The organism is Microvirga sesbaniae (assembly GCF_025460805.1).
Classification (GTDB): Bacteria; Pseudomonadota; Alphaproteobacteria; order Rhizobiales; family Beijerinckiaceae; genus Microvirga; species Microvirga sesbaniae.
The window spans coordinates 89,906-106,772 of sequence record NZ_JAMXFJ010000017.1; the positions used below are offsets into that span (position 1 = coordinate 89,906).

Sequence of the window (16,867 nt, forward strand, 5' to 3'; positions counted from 1 at the left end):
CGGATGAAAGTTTCGGCCCCCAGGAAACAAATCGGACCCGGCCGAAGTTCTGTTCTCTTTATGGTCTGCGCGTGCGCGGCGTCTGTTCTCCCACATCCACGATCGCCACTTCGACATTCTGCCGCCGGTTGTCGCGCAGGATCGTCAGCGACACCGTACTCCCTACGCCGGTGCTCTCGAGCTTGTCCGTCAGGTCCGACAGGTGCCGCACGGGCGCGTCCTCCACGCCCACGATGACATCCCCGATGATGCCGGCCCGCGTGTCGACGCCGCGCAGGCCCGCCCGGTCCGCCGGCGAGCCCGGCACGACGCCGGCCACGATTACGCCGTTCACGCCGAGCTGGGCCGCAAGCGTCTCGTCGCCGGCCAGGATCCCGATCCCCGGGGTCGGCACGCGGCCGCTGCGGATGAGCTCGGGCACCACGCGGTTGACCACGTCGACCGGGATGGCGAAGCCGATGCCCGCATTGGTGCCAGAGGGCGAAAAAATCGCCGTGTTGACGCCGATCAGGCGGCCGGCGGAATCGAGCAGCGGCCCCCCGGAATTGCCCGGGTTAATCGCCGCGTCCGTCTGGATCACGTCGGCGACCTCGCGGCCGCCGCTGGTGGGCAGGCGGCGCTTCAGGGCGCTGATGATGCCGGTGGTGAGCGACTGGTCGAGACCGAACGGATTGCCGATGGCATAGGCCGTCTGGCCCACCTTGAGATCGGCCGAGCGTCCCACCGGAACCGGCGCCGGCAGCCCGCCCCGGCGCTCGACCCGCAGCACCGCCAGGTCGTAGTTCGGCGCGCGGCCCACCACCTCGGCCGGCAGAACCTCTCCCGAGGCCAGGCGCACCACGAAGGAAGAGCCGTTCTCGACCACGTGGTTGTTCGTCACCACGTTGCCGGCCGCGTCCCAGATGAATCCGGTGCCGGATCCCGCCGGCTCTCCGCCCGAGGGCCCGCGGCCCTGCAGGGCCACCACCTGAACCACGGAGGGCGCCACCGTCTCGAACACGCGGATCGTCGACTGCTCGTAGTCAGACAGGTCGCCGCGCGCCGCGACCGGCCGCGGCTCCCGGGCCGAGAAGAGATAGCCGGTCACGGAGGGCTGAAGCGCCACGAGCGCGAGCAGCACCGCGATCGCCAGCACGATGGTCCGTGTCGTCCGCTCCTGCATAAGCCCTCCCGTGCCTGATCCCCCTCTGTCACAACGGACGCGCTTGGTCGAAGTTCATCGCGGAGCTCGGGATCCGGGCGAGGAACCGCTCGTCGTCCCTGAGCTTGTCCTGACGGTGGATGGTCGCGCTTGCGTCCCACAGGGCCGGTCCCGTCCACGGATTCGAGGGAGACGCCGCCTTGCACGATCCGCCGCCGCCGGGAAACGCCGACGCCTCCGCCGTCCAGGCGGGAATCTTCCCAACCTTCTTCCTGTCGGGCTTCGAATGCTCCACCTTCATCTGGAAGGACCAGGGCCGGCGGGACCTCGTCGCGGAGACGCAGCACCGGGAGCATGTGGAGGAGGATTACGCCTTCCTGCGCTCGCTCGGCATCGCGGTCGCCCGCCAGGGGATCCCCTGGCCCTTCGTGGACAGGGGTGGCGCCTACGACTTCTCCGGCCTCGATCCCTTCATCGCGGCCATGAACCGGCACCAGATCCTGCCGATCTGGGACCTGTGCCATTACGGCTATCCCGACGGCCTCGATCCGTTCGGCCCGGAATTCGCGGCAAGGTTCGCCGCCTATGCCCGGGCCGCTGCCGAATACCTGACGCCGCGCATCCGCGGCCCGCATTTCTTCACCCCCATCAACGAGATCACCTTCTTCGCCTTCATGGGCGGCGAGTGGGGCTGGACGGCGCCGTTCGGCAGGACGGACGACTTGCGACACAGGCTGCGCCTGTCCCTGTGCCGGGCCGATATCGCGGCCGTCAACGCCATCCGGGCCGTCGACCCGCAGGCCCGCATGGTGCATATCGATCCGCTCATCCTCGTGGTCGCGCCCCGCGACCGGCCCGACCTGAAGGACGAGGCCGAGCACGAAACCTACACGGACACGTTCTATGCCTGGGACGTGATCGCCGGACGACGGCACCCTGAGTTCGGCGGCTCGCCGGAAGTGCTCGATATCCTGGGGGTCAACTGCTACTCGTTCGGCCAGATGGAATACCGCGAGAACGGGCCGCACGCGTCGCTCGAGCCGCATGACGAGCGCATCCGGCCGCTCGGCGATCTCCTGTCGTATGCCTGGGAGCGCTACCGGCGCCCGATGATCGTGGGCGAAACGAGCGGGTTGCGCGAAGGCCGCCCGGACTGGCTCTGCGACATCGTCGAGGAATCGTTGGCGGCGGTGCGCAAGGGTATCGACCTGCACGGCGTATGCCTGTTCCCGGCGGTCGACATGCCCGACTGGCATACGGGCGAATGGCTGCACAACGGCCTGTGCGATCTGGTCGAGGACAATGGGCGCCTGAAGCGGGTGCCATATCAGCCCTATATCGACGAGCTGCGGCGCTGGCAGAAGCGCCTGAACCGGGTGACGGTGCTCGACGAGGATCCGTTCAGCGATCCGGTCGATCTCGCCGACATCAAGCGCGCGGCCGACGAAATGCAGATGACGTCCGACAAGGATTGGTGCTGATCATCGGGCAGGAAAGGTCGAACGCCGCTTCGCAGCGGCATTCGGCTTCCCCGGGCCGCCGCCATGATGTAGCAAGGGACGGCCCGCCGCCGCGAAAATCCCGACCCGCGATGTCCCTCGATGTCTTCGCCCTCGTTCTCGTCGCCGCGTTCCTGCACGCGAGCTGGAACGCCATGGCCAAATCCGGCAAGGGCGACCCGCTGATCCAGGCCGGCCGGATCGCCATCGGGTCGGCTCTCGCGGCGGTTCCGGCCCTGCTCGTCACAGGCCTGCCCGCCGCGGCCAGTTGCGTTCACCTGGCGGGATCGGCGCTGATCCACGTGGCGTATTTCGTCCTGATCGGCCTCGCCTACCGGTACGCGGATTATTCCGCCATCTATCCGCTCGTGAGAGGCAGCGCGCCCCTGTTCACCACGCTCCTGGCGATGCTGCTCCTGGGCGAAACGCTCAAGCCCGTGACCTGGCTGGGGATCGGCGTGCTGTGCGGCGGCATTCTCGGCCTCGGCATCGATGCCGTGCGCCGCGGCGGCTTGAACGCGCGGAGCCTGACGGTCGCCGCTCTGACCGCCGCGACGGTGGTCGGCTACACCCTGGTCGACGGCGTGGGCGCACGCCTGTCGGGCAATTCCTCCGGATACCTGCTCGCGATGATGGCGCTCACGGGAGCCCTCATGGTCCCGGGAATGATCTACCTTCAGGGAGCGGCCCTGTTCAGCGCGCCGGCCTCCGTATGGGGCAAGAGCGTTGCCGCGGGGGCCATCGCCAACATCTCCTACGGGACGGCCCTGTGGGCCATGACGAAGGCCCCGATCGGCCTGGTCGGCGCCGTCCGCGAGACCTCGGTCCTGTTCGCCGCGCTGATCGCCGCAATGGTCCTGAAGGAACGGTTCGGCATCGCCCGGTGGGCATCGGCCCTCATGATCGTGACCGGTCTCGCGCTTGCGAAAGCCGGATAGGACAGGCCGCCCGCGCCTGCTGCCCGAACCAAACCCTCCCGCAAGCGTTCGCTCTCACAATCCGTTTGCAGGAGCCCTTCATGTCGTCACGCCGTCTCGTGATCGCCGGCCTCGTGGCCGCCGCCAGCCTTCCCGCCCTCGCCCAGCAGCAGAACCAGGCCATTCCCCAGTCCACGACGCCGCAGCCCGCGGAAACGCAGGCCAACCCGGCTCTTGGCCGGAACGCGCAGGAGCGCCAGCAGCGCACTCAGCAGGGCGGCGCCCCGCAGGACACGCAGACCCCGGCCCGGCAGGGCCAGGCCAACAGCGCGCCGGCCGCCATGGGCCAGCAGCAATCGCAGGTCGAGCGCCAATACGTGCAGCAGGTCCTGGCGCTCAGCACCGTGTCGCTGCAACAGTCGAACTTCGCGCACAGCAAGGCGCAGAACCCGCGCGTGAAGCAGTTCGCCGATTTCGAGATCGGCGAGCAGAACCTGCTCACCGACATCATGCATTCCTTCGCCGATCCGAACGCGACCGCCTCCACCACACAGGGCGCTCGGCAATCCGCCGCGACGGCCCCGGAACTGCCGCAGAAGGATTCGGAAGCCATGGAGCGTCTTTCGAAGGCGCAGCCGGGAGACGCCTTCGATCGTGATTACGTCGCCCTGCAGATTCAGGGCCACCAGGACCTGCTGAAGCTTCAGGAGAGCTACCTCAAGCAGGGCTCCGGCAACCGTGAGACGGCCAATGTGGCGCGCCTCGCCAGCGGGCAGATCAGGGAGCATCTGACGCTCCTGCAGGACATCCAGAAAGAGCTTGGCAAATAAGGGAAATCGGCCCCGTTTTCACGGATCCGGGGCCGGAACACCCGGCTTCGACAGGACGTTGCCTTTGCAAGCCGCAGACACGCAGTCTGCTCGAAACCAAGGAAGAGGAATAGTCCATGGCGCAAGACAAACGTGGCCGCCCCCCGGAGCCGCCGGTCGACGAGGTGCTGAACGACGTCACCCTGGAAGAGACCGGCGACGACTTCGTGGCCGGCCCGACCCAGCGCAACGACGTCGGCAACACCAAGCGGGCCGCGGCGAAAGCCACCGGCATCATGGGAGCCTCGAAAAAGCTCGATCCGGAACTCGACATCGATCATGTGGACGACAACCGCCCGACGAGCGGCTCGAAGGCTGGCATCCACTCCTTCAAGGAAGTGCCGGAAGAGGAAGACGACGACGCCGGCTTCCGGATGTCGAACGAGGAGATCGCCGACAGCGTGAACACCACCGCGGCCAAGAGCCCGGCGCCCCGCGGCGCGCAGACCGAAGGCACCACTGGGCCGACCGGCATGAGCGGCGGAGCCACGTCCCGGGCCCGGGTCCCGGCCCCCGGAAACGCGGTGGACGTGCCCAAGGGCACGCTGGTGCGCGGCCGTCCCACGGCGAGCCAGTCCGGCGGGCGCTCGACCTCCTCCACCGGCGACGAGAAGCCGCCGAAGCGCTCCGCCCGCGCCCATAGCGGCCAGCAGCAGCGTCCACTGTCCAAGGGCGGTACGGAGGAACGGTAATCGTCCCGCGGCCTTTTCGGACGATTGGAGGCAGACCCCTCCCGCGTCATGGCCGGCATCGTGCCGGCCATTCCGATCCGAAGAGCGCGGTGCTTCCGACAATCGGAATCACCGGACCGACCGGTGGCGACGTGCACGGCGGTTGCCGCCTATCGGCCTCAATGACGCCAACGCATAGCTAGGCCCTCCCGGCTGCATAACTGTCCCAACGGAAGGCGGAGTGACAGCGGCCCTCCTCCGGCTTTATGGAATGTTCAGCCAAACCGGCAGTGACGACATAAATCGGTCGAGGAAATGCTCATGGACAGAAGAAAAGTTCTCAAAGGTGCGGGCCTGGCGGCGGCCGCAGGCGCCGTCTCCTCCCCGGCGCTCGCCCAGGCGCAGCCGGAGATCCGCTGGCGCATGAGCTCGGCCTATCCGAAGAGCCTCGACACCCTCTTCGGCGCCGGCGAGATGATCGCCAAGCGCGTCGCGGCCGCCACCGACAACAAGTTCCAGATCCAGGTCTTCGCCGCGGGCGAGATCGTCGGGGCGCTCCAGACCCTCGACGCCACGCAGAACGGCACGGTCGAGTGCTCCTACACCCTGTCGAGCTTCTTCATCGGCAAGGACCCGACCTTCATGTTCGAGACCTCCGTGCCCTGGGGCATGAACGTGCGCCAGCACAATGCCTGGATGCATTACGGCGGAGGGCTCGATCTCGTCCGCGAGTTCACGAAGGACTACAACATCTATCCGATTCCGGCCGGTCAGACGGGCGCCCAGATGGGCGGCTGGTTCCGCAAGGAGATCAAAAGCATCGCCGACCTGCAGGGCCTCAAGATGCGCATCGCCGGCATGGGCGGCCAGATCATGCAGAAGCTCGGGGTGGTGCCCCAGGTGCTCGCCGCCGGCGACATCTACCCGGCGCTCGAGCGCGGCACTCTCGATGCGGTGGAGTTCTCGGGGCCGCACGACGACGAGAAGCTCGGCTTCGTGAAGGTCGCCCAGTACTACTACTATCCGGGCTTCTGGGAGGGCGGCGCGCAGCCTTCGCTCTACGTGAACATGAGCAAGTGGAACGAGCTGCCGGCCAATTACAAAGCCATTCTCGAAGCCGCCTGCGCAGAGGCCAATGCCATGTGCGTGGCCAAGTACGATGCGCAGAACGCCGACGCGATCCGCCGCCTCGTCGGCCAGGGCGTGCAGCTTCGTCCCTTCCCGCGGGACGTGATGGAGCAGAGCTACAAGGAAGCCTACAAGCTCTACAACGAGATTGCCGCCTCCAATCCCAAGTTCAAGAAGGTGTACGATTCCTGGAATGCCTTCCGCGAGAAGGAGCTGACCTGGTTCCGCATCGCCGAGCTGCCCTTCGACTACTTCGTCAACCAGCAGCAGGGGCAGCCGCGCTGAATCCTGTCGATCCGAGGGAGAGAGCGGCGCCGGAAGGCGCCGTTTTCGTTCCTAGAGCATCGGACGGACCCAGAGGGCCGCGTCAGCGAAAAGTGACCCCGGTTTTCGCTGGCGCGGCCCGCTGGGTCCGTCTTGACCGATGCTCTCATTCAAGAAGAAAGCATCGGATTGATCCCAAAAGTGCAAGTCCACTTTTCACGTCCGATGCTTTAGCCAGTCGGAAGGATCGAAGCTTGGCCTGTTGCGTTGACCTCTCAACACGAGCTCAAATCCTCATGATGGAGAAACGCCATGACCGATAAGGACCGCAGGCAGGACACCCCGACGGACAAGCCGGAGCGCAAGGACGACCAGGGGTCCGAGAACCGCAAGAAGCACCAGGACGAGCTCCTCGACGAAGGTGTGGAGGAGACGTTCCCGGCGAGCGATCCGGTCTCCGTGAAGATCACGAAATAGCGCAACCGTGCGAAGAGCCCCGGAAGGCATGCTTCCCGGGGCTCTTCGCGTTTCAGCTCCGGCTCGCCACCGCGACGCCGAGAGCGGCGAGCCCCATGCCGGCGAGCTGGACCAGGCTCAGGGTCTCGCCGAAGAGTGCGAAGGCCATGAGCGCTGCGACCGGCGGCACCAGGTAGAGCAGCGTCGCGACGCCGACGACGGCGCCCTGGCGGATGAGGAAGAGCAGCAACCCGATGGCGCCGATCGACAGCCCGAGCACGGCCCAGGCGAGGGCGCCCAGAAGCGGCAGGCTCCACTCCATGTGCCCCTCCTCCGTCAGCAGCACGAGGGGCAGGGTGACGGCGGCCGCTCCGATATACTGGATGGCCGCATTGACCCGCAGATCGAGGCTGCTGCCGGTGCGCTTCTGCCAGATCGTCCCGAACGTGATGGAGAGCATTCCGAGCACGCAGATCGCGAGCGCCAGCGGCGGCACGCCGCCATCTCCCAGCTTGGGGGCGACCACGAGCGCCGCTCCCATGAAGCCGATGCCGATCCCGACCCATCGGCGCGGGGACACCCGCTCGCCCAGCAGGGGTCCGGCCAGAAGACCTGTCGCCAGCGGCTGGAGGCCGGCCACCAGGGCGGAGATCCCCGCCGGCAACCCGTGCTTCACCGCCCAGAAGACGCCACCGAGATAGAGCCCGTGCAGGAGGATGCCGGCGATCAGGCTGTTGCGCCAATCGCGCCAGGTGCGGGGCCAGGACACCCGTGCCGCGGTGACGATGCCGGCCAGCACCAGGGTGGCCAGAACGTACCGGACGAGCAGGAAGGTCAGCGGCTCCGCATAGGGCGCCACGAACCGGGCGACGATGAAGCCTGTCGCCCAGATGAGCACGAAGAGCGGGGGCGCGAGGCGGGCGAAGACGGTGGGGTTCATGGCCGTGGAGGAGCGCGAATGATCTACCGGCTTGTAGGCCCGAACCTCGGCCTTTGTCGATCCGCGCGCTCTCGTCTAAAAGTCGACCCGCAGGGGCCAGGAGCCGGGAGGGAGGACAATGGGGTTCCGATCGCGCGACTCTGAAACCCTCGCCGGCGCGGCTTCCTTGCCCTCGGCCTCCGCCGCACCATCTCCAGCACCCTGGAGACCCGTCTTTTGAACCGCCTTCGCCTCTGGCTCGAACTCGTCGCCATCGCGTCCACCCGCTTCGTGCTGCACGATTCCTGGGCGATCGCGAGCCATATCGCCCTCTCGGTGCTGACTTCGCTGTTTCCATTCCTGATCCTGGTCACGGCCCTGGCGAGCCTGTTCGGGACCGGGACCCTGGCCGACGAGGTGGCGGACATCATCCTCGAGGCGTGGCCCAAGGAGGTGGCGGGGCCGATCGCCGGCGAGGTGCACAACATCCTGTCGGTGCGGCGCAGCGACGTGGTGACCCTGGGCCTCGTGCTCGCGCTCTATTTCGCATCGAGCGGCGTGGAGAGCCTCCGGGTCGGACTCAACCGCGCCTATGGCGTGCGTGAAACCCGCGCCTGGTGGCTGACGCGCCTCGAATCCATCGCGTTCGTCATCGCGGGCGCCATGATGCTGCTCGCCCTGGCGTTCCTCGTGGTGCTCGGCCCCTTCGTCTGGCGCGGCGTGCTCTCCTGGGTCCCGGCGCTGAAGCCCCTCGACGGCCTGATCGGGTTCCTGCGGGTCGGGGTGGCGACCGTCGTCATCGTGGCCGGCCTGCTCTTCGCCCACAAGCTCGTGCCCGCGGGACGCCGCCGCTTCCGCGCCGTGCTGCCGGGCGTCGGCGTGACGCTGGCCCTGTGGCTTCTCGGCGGCTTCGCCTTCAGCTGGTATCTCGAGTTCTATCCAGGGGCCTACGCGTCGACCTACGGGGGTCTCGCCACCGCCATGGTGGCGCTGATCTTTCTCTATACGCTCGGCGCCATCTTCCTCTTCGGCGGCGAGCTGAACGGCACCCTCATCCTGGCCAAGCGCCGACGCCTCGGCAAGGAGCCGAAACCGGAGACCATGAGCGATCTGATCCCGCTGCCTTGAGGTTGCGGCCGCTCGTGCACGGCGCGCCGTCTCGAGCATCGGACGTGAAAAGTGGACCCGTTTTTGGGTCCGATGCGCTAGGTGAGCGGGATGAGACCCAGCTCGTAGGCCCACAGCAGCAGGGCGATCACCACGACCACCGCAAGCCAGTTCAAGGACCGGTCCAGCAACAGGTTGAACGTGGCCTCGGCGGAAAGAGGGGGCTTCTTGTTCGGCGGCAGATCGACTGGCATGCGTCATTCTCCAAAGCCCGAAAAGCTTCGAGACGCCTCATGCGCCCAAAGGGGCAGCGGCTGACCAGAGCCTCGGACCCAAAAGTGGACACCACTTTTGGGATTGATCCGAGGCTCCCTGTCTTGACCGGCGCATCGGATGAGGCGGCCCTCTGGGTCCGTCCGATGCGCTAGGGAACCGCTGATCCCTCAAACATATCGCGTCAACACGTCATTTGTAAGGGCACGCCCCGGCTCAGGGCGGACGCCTCAATCGAGATGCGCCGCCCTGCGGCTCACCATGGGAGGGAAGGACCCGACAAGCTGAGCGTCATGCCAAAGCTCCACTCGGCACGATTGAGCCAGGCAACGGGCCCATTCATTGGCGAGCTCGTGATCATCGCTGTTGAGATGATGCGTCGCGAAGTTCCCTGTCGAGCGGTCGACGACGAGCGCTCGATAGCCGCGGATCGGCTGCAGTTGCGTCTTCATGGTACACCTCGAAATGAAATGGGCTTCGAGGGCAGGATTGCGCCTAAAAGGACAGCAGCCGATCGTTGCGCTGCTGATTCCCCTCGTCTAGAGCGACAATGCGGCTTTTGAGAGGTTCGTTGGCCGGGTCCGGAAGCATCCTGGCGACGCCCCTCGCTTGGAATCGGGACGGTCGGTCACCATCGGGTCTAGAGCATCGGACGTGACCCAGAGGGCCGCGTCAGCGAAAAGTGGGTCCACTTTTGGGATCGGATCCGATGCTCCCCGCCTCAAGGGGCGCATCGTCCGGAACCCTGTCTTGATCGCTCGGCCGGATGGCACCCCGTCATCACCGGGCTCTGACCATCTTCTCCACGTCATCACCGGCCTTGTGCCGGTGATCCCGATTCCGAGAGGCGCCGTGCTCAAGACAATCGGGATGGCCGGCACAAGGCCGGCCATGACGGGCGGAGGGTGGCGGGAAGGGCGGAGGGTGCCATGACGGGGTGTCGGCGCCGGTCCGCACCACCGTGTCCACGTCATCAACGGGCCTGTCCCACCCGCCACGTCATCACCGGGCTCGTCCCGGTGATCCCGATTGTCCGATGCTCCACTCTGGGCTGGCGCATCGTTCGACGCGAAAAACCGGGTCCACTCTTTCGCACGGTGCGCTAGATGATGGTCGATCCATCCGATCTGACGCGGGCATCTCCGATCTGGCGGCCGAGCTTCTCGGCCTCCTGGTCGCTCACGTGGATCCGGACCAGGGTCCATTCCTTCTCCGACTTCCACAGGCGGAACGAGATCATGAACCCGTCGCCATCTTTCTGCGCATCGGCATGGGTTGCATCGGGCAGGTCGTAGGGCCCGAGGCCGTCGAAGGTCAGCTGTCCCACAATTCTCTCCGATCACGCGCCCCGTCGTCGACGGGTCGAAGCCCGGGCGCTGCTGGCAGTCCCGGTTCTATGTCTTCCCTTCACGCGATTTTTCAAGCCATGCGAAGACGGCATCCTGCGCCTCGGCGAGCAAGATATGCGCCAGAGGGCGGATTCGGGTCTCCAGGTTGTGCGAAGAAAGGGCCGGGAGCGTCGCCATGGCTGCCGGCGTCAGAGGTTAGGCGCGATCCGCAGCTCGAGCGTCGCGGAGGCGACGGGCCGGGTGTTGGGCGCGACCCCATAGCCGAGCCTGACCTTGAGGTCCGACCGGAACCGGTCCGCCGGCTTGGTCAGCCGGGTCCGGCCGACGAGTTCCGACACGAGGCCCGTGCTGATGTCCCCGCTGACGCCGTCCAGATTCATGCTGGGAGAGAGCCGCAGCTCCGTGCTCCACGCCTGGAGGGAGAGATCGAGCGGAATGTCCATGATGCCGCTCAGCGATTGCGAATAGGCGCTCTGCCCCGGGTCGAGGAAGCCCGCCGTCGTCAGTCCCACCGTGACGCCGAGCCGCTCCCAGCCCCGCGTCATGAAAGCCTCCCAGCTCGCTTTCGACGACAGGAGGGCCGTGTCGCGGCCGCCGCGGACCAGCTCCGTCCCGATCAGAAAGTTATAATCCTGGAACGGCTGCATCTTGGCCCCGACCGCGCGATCGACATCCGTCGGCAGGAAGGCCTGCATGTCGGTGCGGGCAATGCCGCTGGCCCAGACCTGGGTGCGGTTCAACCGGACCGGCGCGCGCGGCCGGGTCGCACGCTTGACCGCCAGATGATCGTCGAGCCAGGTCGAGGTGAGCGGCTCGGTCCAGATCTCGACCTCGTTGGCCACGGCGACCGTCGACAGCGCGAGCGAAGCCGGGAGAAGCGATGCCAGGAGAAACGATGCCAGGAGAAGCGACGTCACGGGAAGCGACGTCACGGGAAGCGACGGCGAGCGGCAAAACGGCAAAATCATCGAAACAATCAGCGCGGCAATGAGGATCGGACAGGAGCGATGCGGGCATTCGCGATGACGCTGGTTAACGCGACGTTAAAGCTCTCTCAATCGCCAGAGGGGCCGATCTTGCCGCTAAAGCATCGGACGTGAAAAGTGGACTTGCCCTTTTGGGATCCATCCGATGCATTCTTCTTGAATGAGAGCATCGGTCAGAACGGACCCAGCGGGCCGCGCCAGCGACCCGAAGGGCCACGCTCGTGAAAACCGGATCCACTTTTGGGATCGATCCGGTGCTCAACCTCTGAAGCGGCGCATCGTGCGGAAAAGTGGACCCGGTTTTCCGCACGATGCGCTCGCGCCCGGCCGCCTCGCATCCGGCTTGCGTGAGGATCAGCTCACGATGCGGTACTTCACGAAGCCCTCCGGGGCGTCGCCCATCTTCTCGACCTTGATGCCGGCCGGCTGGTAATTGGAGGCGTTCGGGCCGGTGGTGAAGGTCACGGTGACGCCCGCGGGCGCCGCGAGCGACCAGGAGCCGTCGGCCTTCGGGGCCACTTCCTTCTTCTCGACGATGTAGCGCATGATCGCGTCGCGGGTGAGGTCCGGCGCCTCGAACACGATGGTGGTGCCGTCCGCTCCGGGGAAGTTGCCGCCGCCGCCGGCCCGGTAGTTGTTGGTCACCACGAGGAACTGCTGATCGTCCGTCACGGGCTTGCCGTTATAGGTCAGGTCCTTGATGCGGTGCGCATCGGCATTCACGACCTTGCCGTTGTCGTCGTAGCGCGAGGCTTGGGTCGGGTCGATCCTGTACTGCACTCCCGCGATCACGTCGAAATTGTAGGCCGGGAACTTTTGGTTGACGAGCTCCTGCTCGCCGCCCTTGGCCGGGTCGATCTGGTTGTAGATCCCGGCCGAGCGCTCCAGCCACTCCCGCACCTGCGCGCCCGTGACCTTCACCACGCGGATCGTGTTCGGATAGATGTAGATGTCCGCCATGTCCTTGATGGCGAGCGGGCCCGGCTTGATCTCGGTGAAGTAGTTGGGTCCGCCGCGGCCGCCGGCCTTGAAGGGCGCCGCCGCCGAGAGGATCGGCAGGTCCTTGAACGGCGAGGCCTTGAGCTGGTCGGCCACGTACCAGGCCTGCGCCTCGGCGACGAGCTTCACCGACGCGTCGTCCGACACGAGCGAGTAGTAGGAGTGGATTGGCACGGCCGTCGTGCCGACGGGCTCGCGCACGTATTTCAGGGTCGCGTCGTGGCCGGCCTGGGCGGCCGCCATGACGGCCGCATCGGAATCGACCTTCGCGACGATCTTGCGGTCGACGCGGTCGTAGATCGGGCGCGCCTCGGTGCGGAAATTCGCCACCTTCCAGGCATCGCCCTCCTTGGTCAGCTCGAGATCGACCAGGCCGAGATGGCTGCCCCAGAAGCCGGCCATGACGGCGGGCTTGCCGTGCAGCGTGCCGGCCTTCACGTCGACGCCGGGAATGTTGGCGAATTCCTTGCCGCCCGGGAACGTGAAATGCTGGTGGCCCGTGAGGATCACGTCGATGCCCTCGACCTTGGCCAGATGCAGGGCGGCATTCTCCTCGCCGCCCTTGCGCTCGCCGCCGGCGATGCCGGAATGGCAGAGCGCCACGACGATGTCGGCGCCGGCCTTCTTGAGTTCCGGCACATGCTTGGCGGCCGCGTCGACGATGTCGATGGTGGTGGCCTTGCCGTCGAGATTGGCCTTGTCCCACTGCACGATCTGCGGCGGCACGAACCCGATCACGCCGATCTTGAGCGCCTGCTTGGCGCCGGCCTCGTCGACGAATTCGCGGTCGAGCACGAGCCAGGGCTTGAGCAGGGTCTCGCCGTTCGTCTTGATGACGTTGGCGCAGACCAGGGGGAATTTCGCCGCCCCGAGGGAGTTCTGAAGGAATTCCAGGCCGTAGTTGAACTCGTGGTTGCCCAGCGTGCCGCAATCGTAATTGAGCTCGTTCATGGCGGCGACCATCGGATGCACGTCGCCCGGCTTCATGCCGCGCCGATAGGCGACGAAGTCGCCCAGCGGCGAGCCCTGGATCAGATCGCCGTTGTCGAAGAGCAGGCTGTTCCTGGCCTCGGCCCGGGCTCCTTTCACGAGCGTCGCGGTACGCGCCAGGCCCACCGTGTCGTCCGCCGCATCGCGGTAATAATCATACGGGAAGATGTTCACGTGAAGGTCGGTGGTCTCCAGGATGCGGAGCTTCACGACCGGGCCGGCCGCGACGGCGAACCGGGGCATGCCGGCAACGGCGGCGGCGGCGACGCCGGTCTGAAGGACGCGGCGACGGGTGATGGAATGTGTCATGGTCTTCCCTTGGCGTGTCTTTTGGCGAATGGCATTCGCGTCTAGAGGTGTTTCCACTGGCGTGGAATCATCTCTCTTGGTTGGCTTGCCGCATTTTTAACGGCGAACCGGATCCACTTCGCCGAAAAATGCTCTAGCCGAGAGAAGCACAGGTTTTGTGACAGGATCAAGATAGCTGGCTAACGGGGCCGAAGAGCGGGGATAAGCCCGGCCGACGCGGCTCCCCGGCCGTCACCGGGCTCGTCCCGGTGATCCCGATGGATCGAAGCCTCCCGCTTCACCGTCTCGAGATGGCCGGGGCAGCGCCGGCCATGACGGAACGGTCGCGGAAGCGAGCGTCAGCCCCGCAGGGCCTCGTCGAGATCCTGATAAAGGTCCTCCACGTCCTCGATGCCGGTGGAGAGGCGCAGGAGGTCCGGCGGGCACGGGGTGCCGGGGCCTTCGATGGAGGCGCGGTGCTCGATGAGGCTCTCGACGCCGCCCAGCGATGTGGCGCGCTTCCACAGGCCGACGCGGGCGGCCGTGCGGATCGCCGCGGCCTCCCCGTCCGAGACCTGGATCGACAGCATGTAGCCGAAGCCGTTCTCCATCTGACGGGCCGCGATGTCGTGGCCGGGATGCTGCGGCAGGCCGGGATAGAGCACGCGGGCGACCTTCGGGTGGTCGGAGAAGCGCTGCGCCAGGTCGAGCGCGCTCCGCGCCTGGGCGGCCGCCCGGACGTGGAGCGTGCGCATGCCGCGCATCAGGAGATAGGCCTCGAACGGCCCGAGGATGGCGCCCTGCATCTTGCGGATCGACGCGACCCGCGCCCAGAAGGCGTCGGCCTTGGCGCCCGCGAGCACGCCGGCCACCACGTCGGAATGGCCGTTCAGCACCTTGGTGGCCGCATGCATGACGATATCGGCGCCGAGCGTCAGCGGCCTGGTGTGATACGGCGAGGCGGTGGTGGAATCGACCGCGAGCCGCGCCCCGGCCGCATGGGCGATCTCGGCGGCGGCCGCGATGTCGGTGACGGTCCAGAGCGGGTTCGAGGGCGTCTCGATCCAGACCAGCTTGGTCTCACCGGGCTTCACGGCTTGCCGGAGGGCGTCGAGGCTGTCCGTCTCGACGAAATCGACCTTGAGGCCCCAGCGCACGGCTTCCGTCATCAGCCAGCTGCGCAGGGCCCAGTACATGACCTTGGAGGCCACGATGTGATCGCCGGGATCGAGCGCCTGGAACACGGCCGTGGCCGCCGCCATGCCGGACGAGAACAGCAGGGCGCCGGCCTCGGCCTCCTCCAGCATGGCCAGCACCTCTTCCGCCTCCCGGATGGTGGCATTGTCCGGCCGGCCGTAGACGAAGCCGGACGAATAGGCGTTGTCCTCGTCGCGGATATAGGTGGTCGTCACGTGGATCGGCCGCACGATCGCCTTCGTGATCGGATCCACATGGCCCATGGCCTGAGCGGTCAGGCTGCGCTTCGACCACGGGGAACGCGATGACGACATGAGGGAACCTCCGCAAGCGTGACAGGTTGCGTCACAGGGACAATGATGCGCACCTCATAGAGGGATTTCGAGCATGCATACAGACCAAACTGCGCCGGGCAGCCATGCAACGCCGCGGCTGCCGCGCTTCCTGGTGAGCGTGCTGCCGGTGGTGGCCGTGGCGGTCTCGGCGAGCCTGATCACGCAGCCGAACATCCCCGGCTGGTACGCGGCCCTGCAGAAGCCCGGCTTCACGCCGCCGAACTGGGCCTTCCCGGTCGCGTGGACGCTGCTCTATGCCCTGATGGCGTACGCGCTCTGGCGCATCCTCAGCCTGCCGGAGAACCGGCCCGGCCGCGGGACCGCCATCGTGGCGTTCTTCGTGCAGCTGACCCTGAACGGGCTCTGGTCCTTCGCCTTCTTCGGCGGCAGGAGCCCGCTCGCGGGCCTCGTGGTGATCGCGGCCCTGATCGTGGCGATCCTGGCGACGATCCGCGCCTTCTGGAGGCTCGACCGCACGGCCGGCCTCCTCCTCCTGCCGTATCTCGCCTGGGTGGCCTATGCGACCCTGCTCAACGGGACGATCTGGCGGCTCAACGGCTGATCATTCCGGCTTATCGAAGAGGTCGGGGCTCTTGTCCAGGTGGTCGACCACGCCCACGAAGGGGAGCTGGCGGTAGGAATGGGCCACGTCCATGCCGTAGCCGACGACGAACACGTCCGGGCAGGTGAAGCCCACGTAATCCGGGCTGATCTGCACGGCGCGCTTGCCGGGCTTCTCCAGGAGCACCGCGGTCTTCACGCTCTTGGCGCCGCGGGCCATCAGCAGGTCCTTGGCGAAGGTCACCGTCCGGCCCGACTCGAGAATGTCGTCCACGAGCAGCACGTCGCGGCCGCGCACGTCGCTCTCCACGTCCCGCAGGATCGTCACGTTGCCGGTCGAGACGGTGCCGTCGAGATAGCTCGACAGGTGCACGAACTCGACCTGCGGGGCGAGGCCCGAGCGGTGCAGGGCGCGGATCAGGTCGGCGGCGAACATGAAGCTGCCCTTGAGCACGGCGACGACGAGCAGGTTCTGCGGCTTGGCGGCGGCGATTTCCTGGGCCAGGGCCTCGTTGCGCCTGGCGATCGTGTCTTCGTCGAAGAGAACCCGGATGCGGGGGGCAGTGCTCATCGTCATCAATCCAGCAAAGAATGGAAGGCCCTGGGCCTTTCCCCTTCACGACCATGCTTGGCCCGGGATGTCAAACGGACTCGATGGTTTTCGCGGCTGACGGGCGGGTTTCGGCGCCCCTCCCGGGGCCGCCCGCACGGGGCCGGCGATGGCCAGCGGGGAGGATGCGCGATGCGCGATCCCCGTCCCTCCTGCGGCAATGTCCCGCGAAACCCTCGCTTTCCGTCAAGGTCCCGCAAGTTTATGGCTTGCTAACCATACAGGGGCGATAAGAGGGCGAATCGCGGCCTTCGTCCGCCACAAGAACCGGCAACCTCCAAGGATGGCTAGAGCACGCGTGAGGGCGT

At 66.7% G+C, this 16,867-nt stretch carries 17 protein-coding genes; 8 read left to right on the top strand and 9 right to left on the bottom strand.

Features of this window, described 5'->3' with window-relative positions:
* Positions 1–58 precede the first annotated feature (58 nt).
* Positions 59–1,162 carry a S1C family serine protease gene (locus tag OCW50_RS21350; protein WP_262273463.1) on the bottom strand — a complete coding sequence of 368 codons (1,104 nt, stop codon included), beginning with the start codon at positions 1,160–1,162 and terminating at the stop codon, positions 59–61.
* Positions 1,163–1,341: 179 nt separating this feature from the next.
* On the opposite strand from OCW50_RS21350, the gene OCW50_RS21355 reads away from it, so the two are divergent.
* From OCW50_RS21355 to OCW50_RS21380, 6 genes are all read left to right on the top strand, one after another.
* Complete coding sequence (locus OCW50_RS21355; RefSeq protein WP_262273464.1) at positions 1,342–2,622, top strand: glycoside hydrolase family 1 protein; 1,281 nt, start codon at positions 1,342–1,344, stop codon at positions 2,620–2,622.
* Positions 2,623–2,732: 110 nt separating this feature from the next.
* Positions 2,733–3,578: an EamA family transporter gene (locus OCW50_RS21360; RefSeq protein WP_262273465.1), complete on the top strand. Its 846-nt coding sequence runs from the start codon at positions 2,733–2,735 to the stop codon at positions 3,576–3,578.
* A gap of 80 nt (positions 3,579–3,658) precedes the next feature.
* The gene (locus OCW50_RS21365; protein WP_262298867.1) at positions 3,659–4,387 is read left to right on the top strand and encodes a DUF4142 domain-containing protein; all 729 of its coding nucleotides are present in this window, start codon (positions 3,659–3,661) and stop codon (positions 4,385–4,387) included.
* A gap of 116 nt (positions 4,388–4,503) precedes the next feature.
* Positions 4,504–5,118, top strand: coding sequence for a hypothetical protein (locus OCW50_RS21370; protein WP_262273467.1), 615 nt, complete (start codon positions 4,504–4,506; stop codon positions 5,116–5,118).
* Between the two features lie 300 nt (positions 5,119–5,418).
* Positions 5,419–6,510, top strand: coding sequence for a TRAP transporter substrate-binding protein (locus tag OCW50_RS21375; protein WP_262298868.1), 1,092 nt, complete (start codon positions 5,419–5,421; stop codon positions 6,508–6,510).
* Positions 6,511–6,801: 291 nt separating this feature from the next.
* Entirely contained in the window at positions 6,802–6,966 is a 165-nt protein-coding gene (locus OCW50_RS21380; RefSeq protein WP_262298869.1) for a hypothetical protein, read from the top strand.
* A gap of 52 nt (positions 6,967–7,018) precedes the next feature.
* Here OCW50_RS21380 and OCW50_RS21385 read toward each other — a convergent pair whose 3' ends face one another.
* The gene (locus tag OCW50_RS21385; protein WP_262298870.1) at positions 7,019–7,885 is read right to left on the bottom strand and encodes a DMT family transporter; all 867 of its coding nucleotides are present in this window, start codon (positions 7,883–7,885) and stop codon (positions 7,019–7,021) included.
* A 216-nt stretch (positions 7,886–8,101) separates the two neighbouring features.
* On the opposite strand from OCW50_RS21385, the gene OCW50_RS21390 reads away from it, so the two are divergent.
* The gene (locus OCW50_RS21390; protein ID WP_262298871.1) at positions 8,102–8,992 is read left to right on the top strand and encodes a YihY/virulence factor BrkB family protein; all 891 of its coding nucleotides are present in this window, start codon (positions 8,102–8,104) and stop codon (positions 8,990–8,992) included.
* A gap of 77 nt (positions 8,993–9,069) precedes the next feature.
* On the opposite strand, the gene OCW50_RS21395 is transcribed toward OCW50_RS21390, so the two are convergent.
* The 6 genes from OCW50_RS21395 to OCW50_RS21420 form a co-directional block, all read right to left on the bottom strand.
* Entirely contained in the window at positions 9,070–9,225 is a 156-nt protein-coding gene (locus OCW50_RS21395) for a hypothetical protein (RefSeq protein WP_262298872.1), read from the bottom strand.
* 249 nt (positions 9,226–9,474) lie between these two features.
* On the bottom strand, positions 9,475–9,696 hold the full coding sequence (locus OCW50_RS21400) for a hypothetical protein (RefSeq protein WP_262298873.1): 222 nt from the start codon (positions 9,694–9,696) through the stop codon (positions 9,475–9,477).
* A 650-nt stretch (positions 9,697–10,346) separates the two neighbouring features.
* Positions 10,347–10,571, bottom strand: a complete 225-nt coding sequence (locus OCW50_RS21405; RefSeq protein ID WP_262272877.1) for a hypothetical protein — start codon at positions 10,569–10,571, stop codon at positions 10,347–10,349.
* Positions 10,572–10,781: 210 nt separating this feature from the next.
* Positions 10,782–11,510 carry a hypothetical protein gene (locus tag OCW50_RS21410; protein ID WP_262298874.1) on the bottom strand — a complete coding sequence of 243 codons (729 nt, stop codon included), beginning with the start codon at positions 11,508–11,510 and terminating at the stop codon, positions 10,782–10,784.
* Positions 11,511–11,933: 423 nt separating this feature from the next.
* Positions 11,934–13,877: a bifunctional 2',3'-cyclic-nucleotide 2'-phosphodiesterase/3'-nucleotidase gene (locus OCW50_RS21415; RefSeq protein ID WP_262272875.1), complete on the bottom strand. Its 1,944-nt coding sequence runs from the start codon at positions 13,875–13,877 to the stop codon at positions 11,934–11,936.
* 338 nt (positions 13,878–14,215) lie between these two features.
* Positions 14,216–15,367 (bottom strand): trans-sulfuration enzyme family protein, encoded by a 1,152-nt coding sequence (locus tag OCW50_RS21420; RefSeq protein ID WP_262298875.1) that lies wholly within the window; start codon positions 15,365–15,367, stop codon positions 14,216–14,218.
* 73 nt (positions 15,368–15,440) lie between these two features.
* On the opposite strand from OCW50_RS21420, the gene OCW50_RS21425 reads away from it, so the two are divergent.
* Positions 15,441–15,950 (top strand): TspO/MBR family protein, encoded by a 510-nt coding sequence (locus OCW50_RS21425; RefSeq protein ID WP_262272873.1) that lies wholly within the window; start codon positions 15,441–15,443, stop codon positions 15,948–15,950.
* On the opposite strand, the gene hpt is transcribed toward OCW50_RS21425, so the two are convergent.
* A complete protein-coding gene (gene hpt, locus OCW50_RS21430; RefSeq protein WP_262272872.1) occupies positions 15,951–16,520 on the bottom strand; it encodes a hypoxanthine phosphoribosyltransferase in 570 nt (189 codons plus the stop codon).
* Positions 16,521–16,867 lie beyond the last annotated feature (347 nt).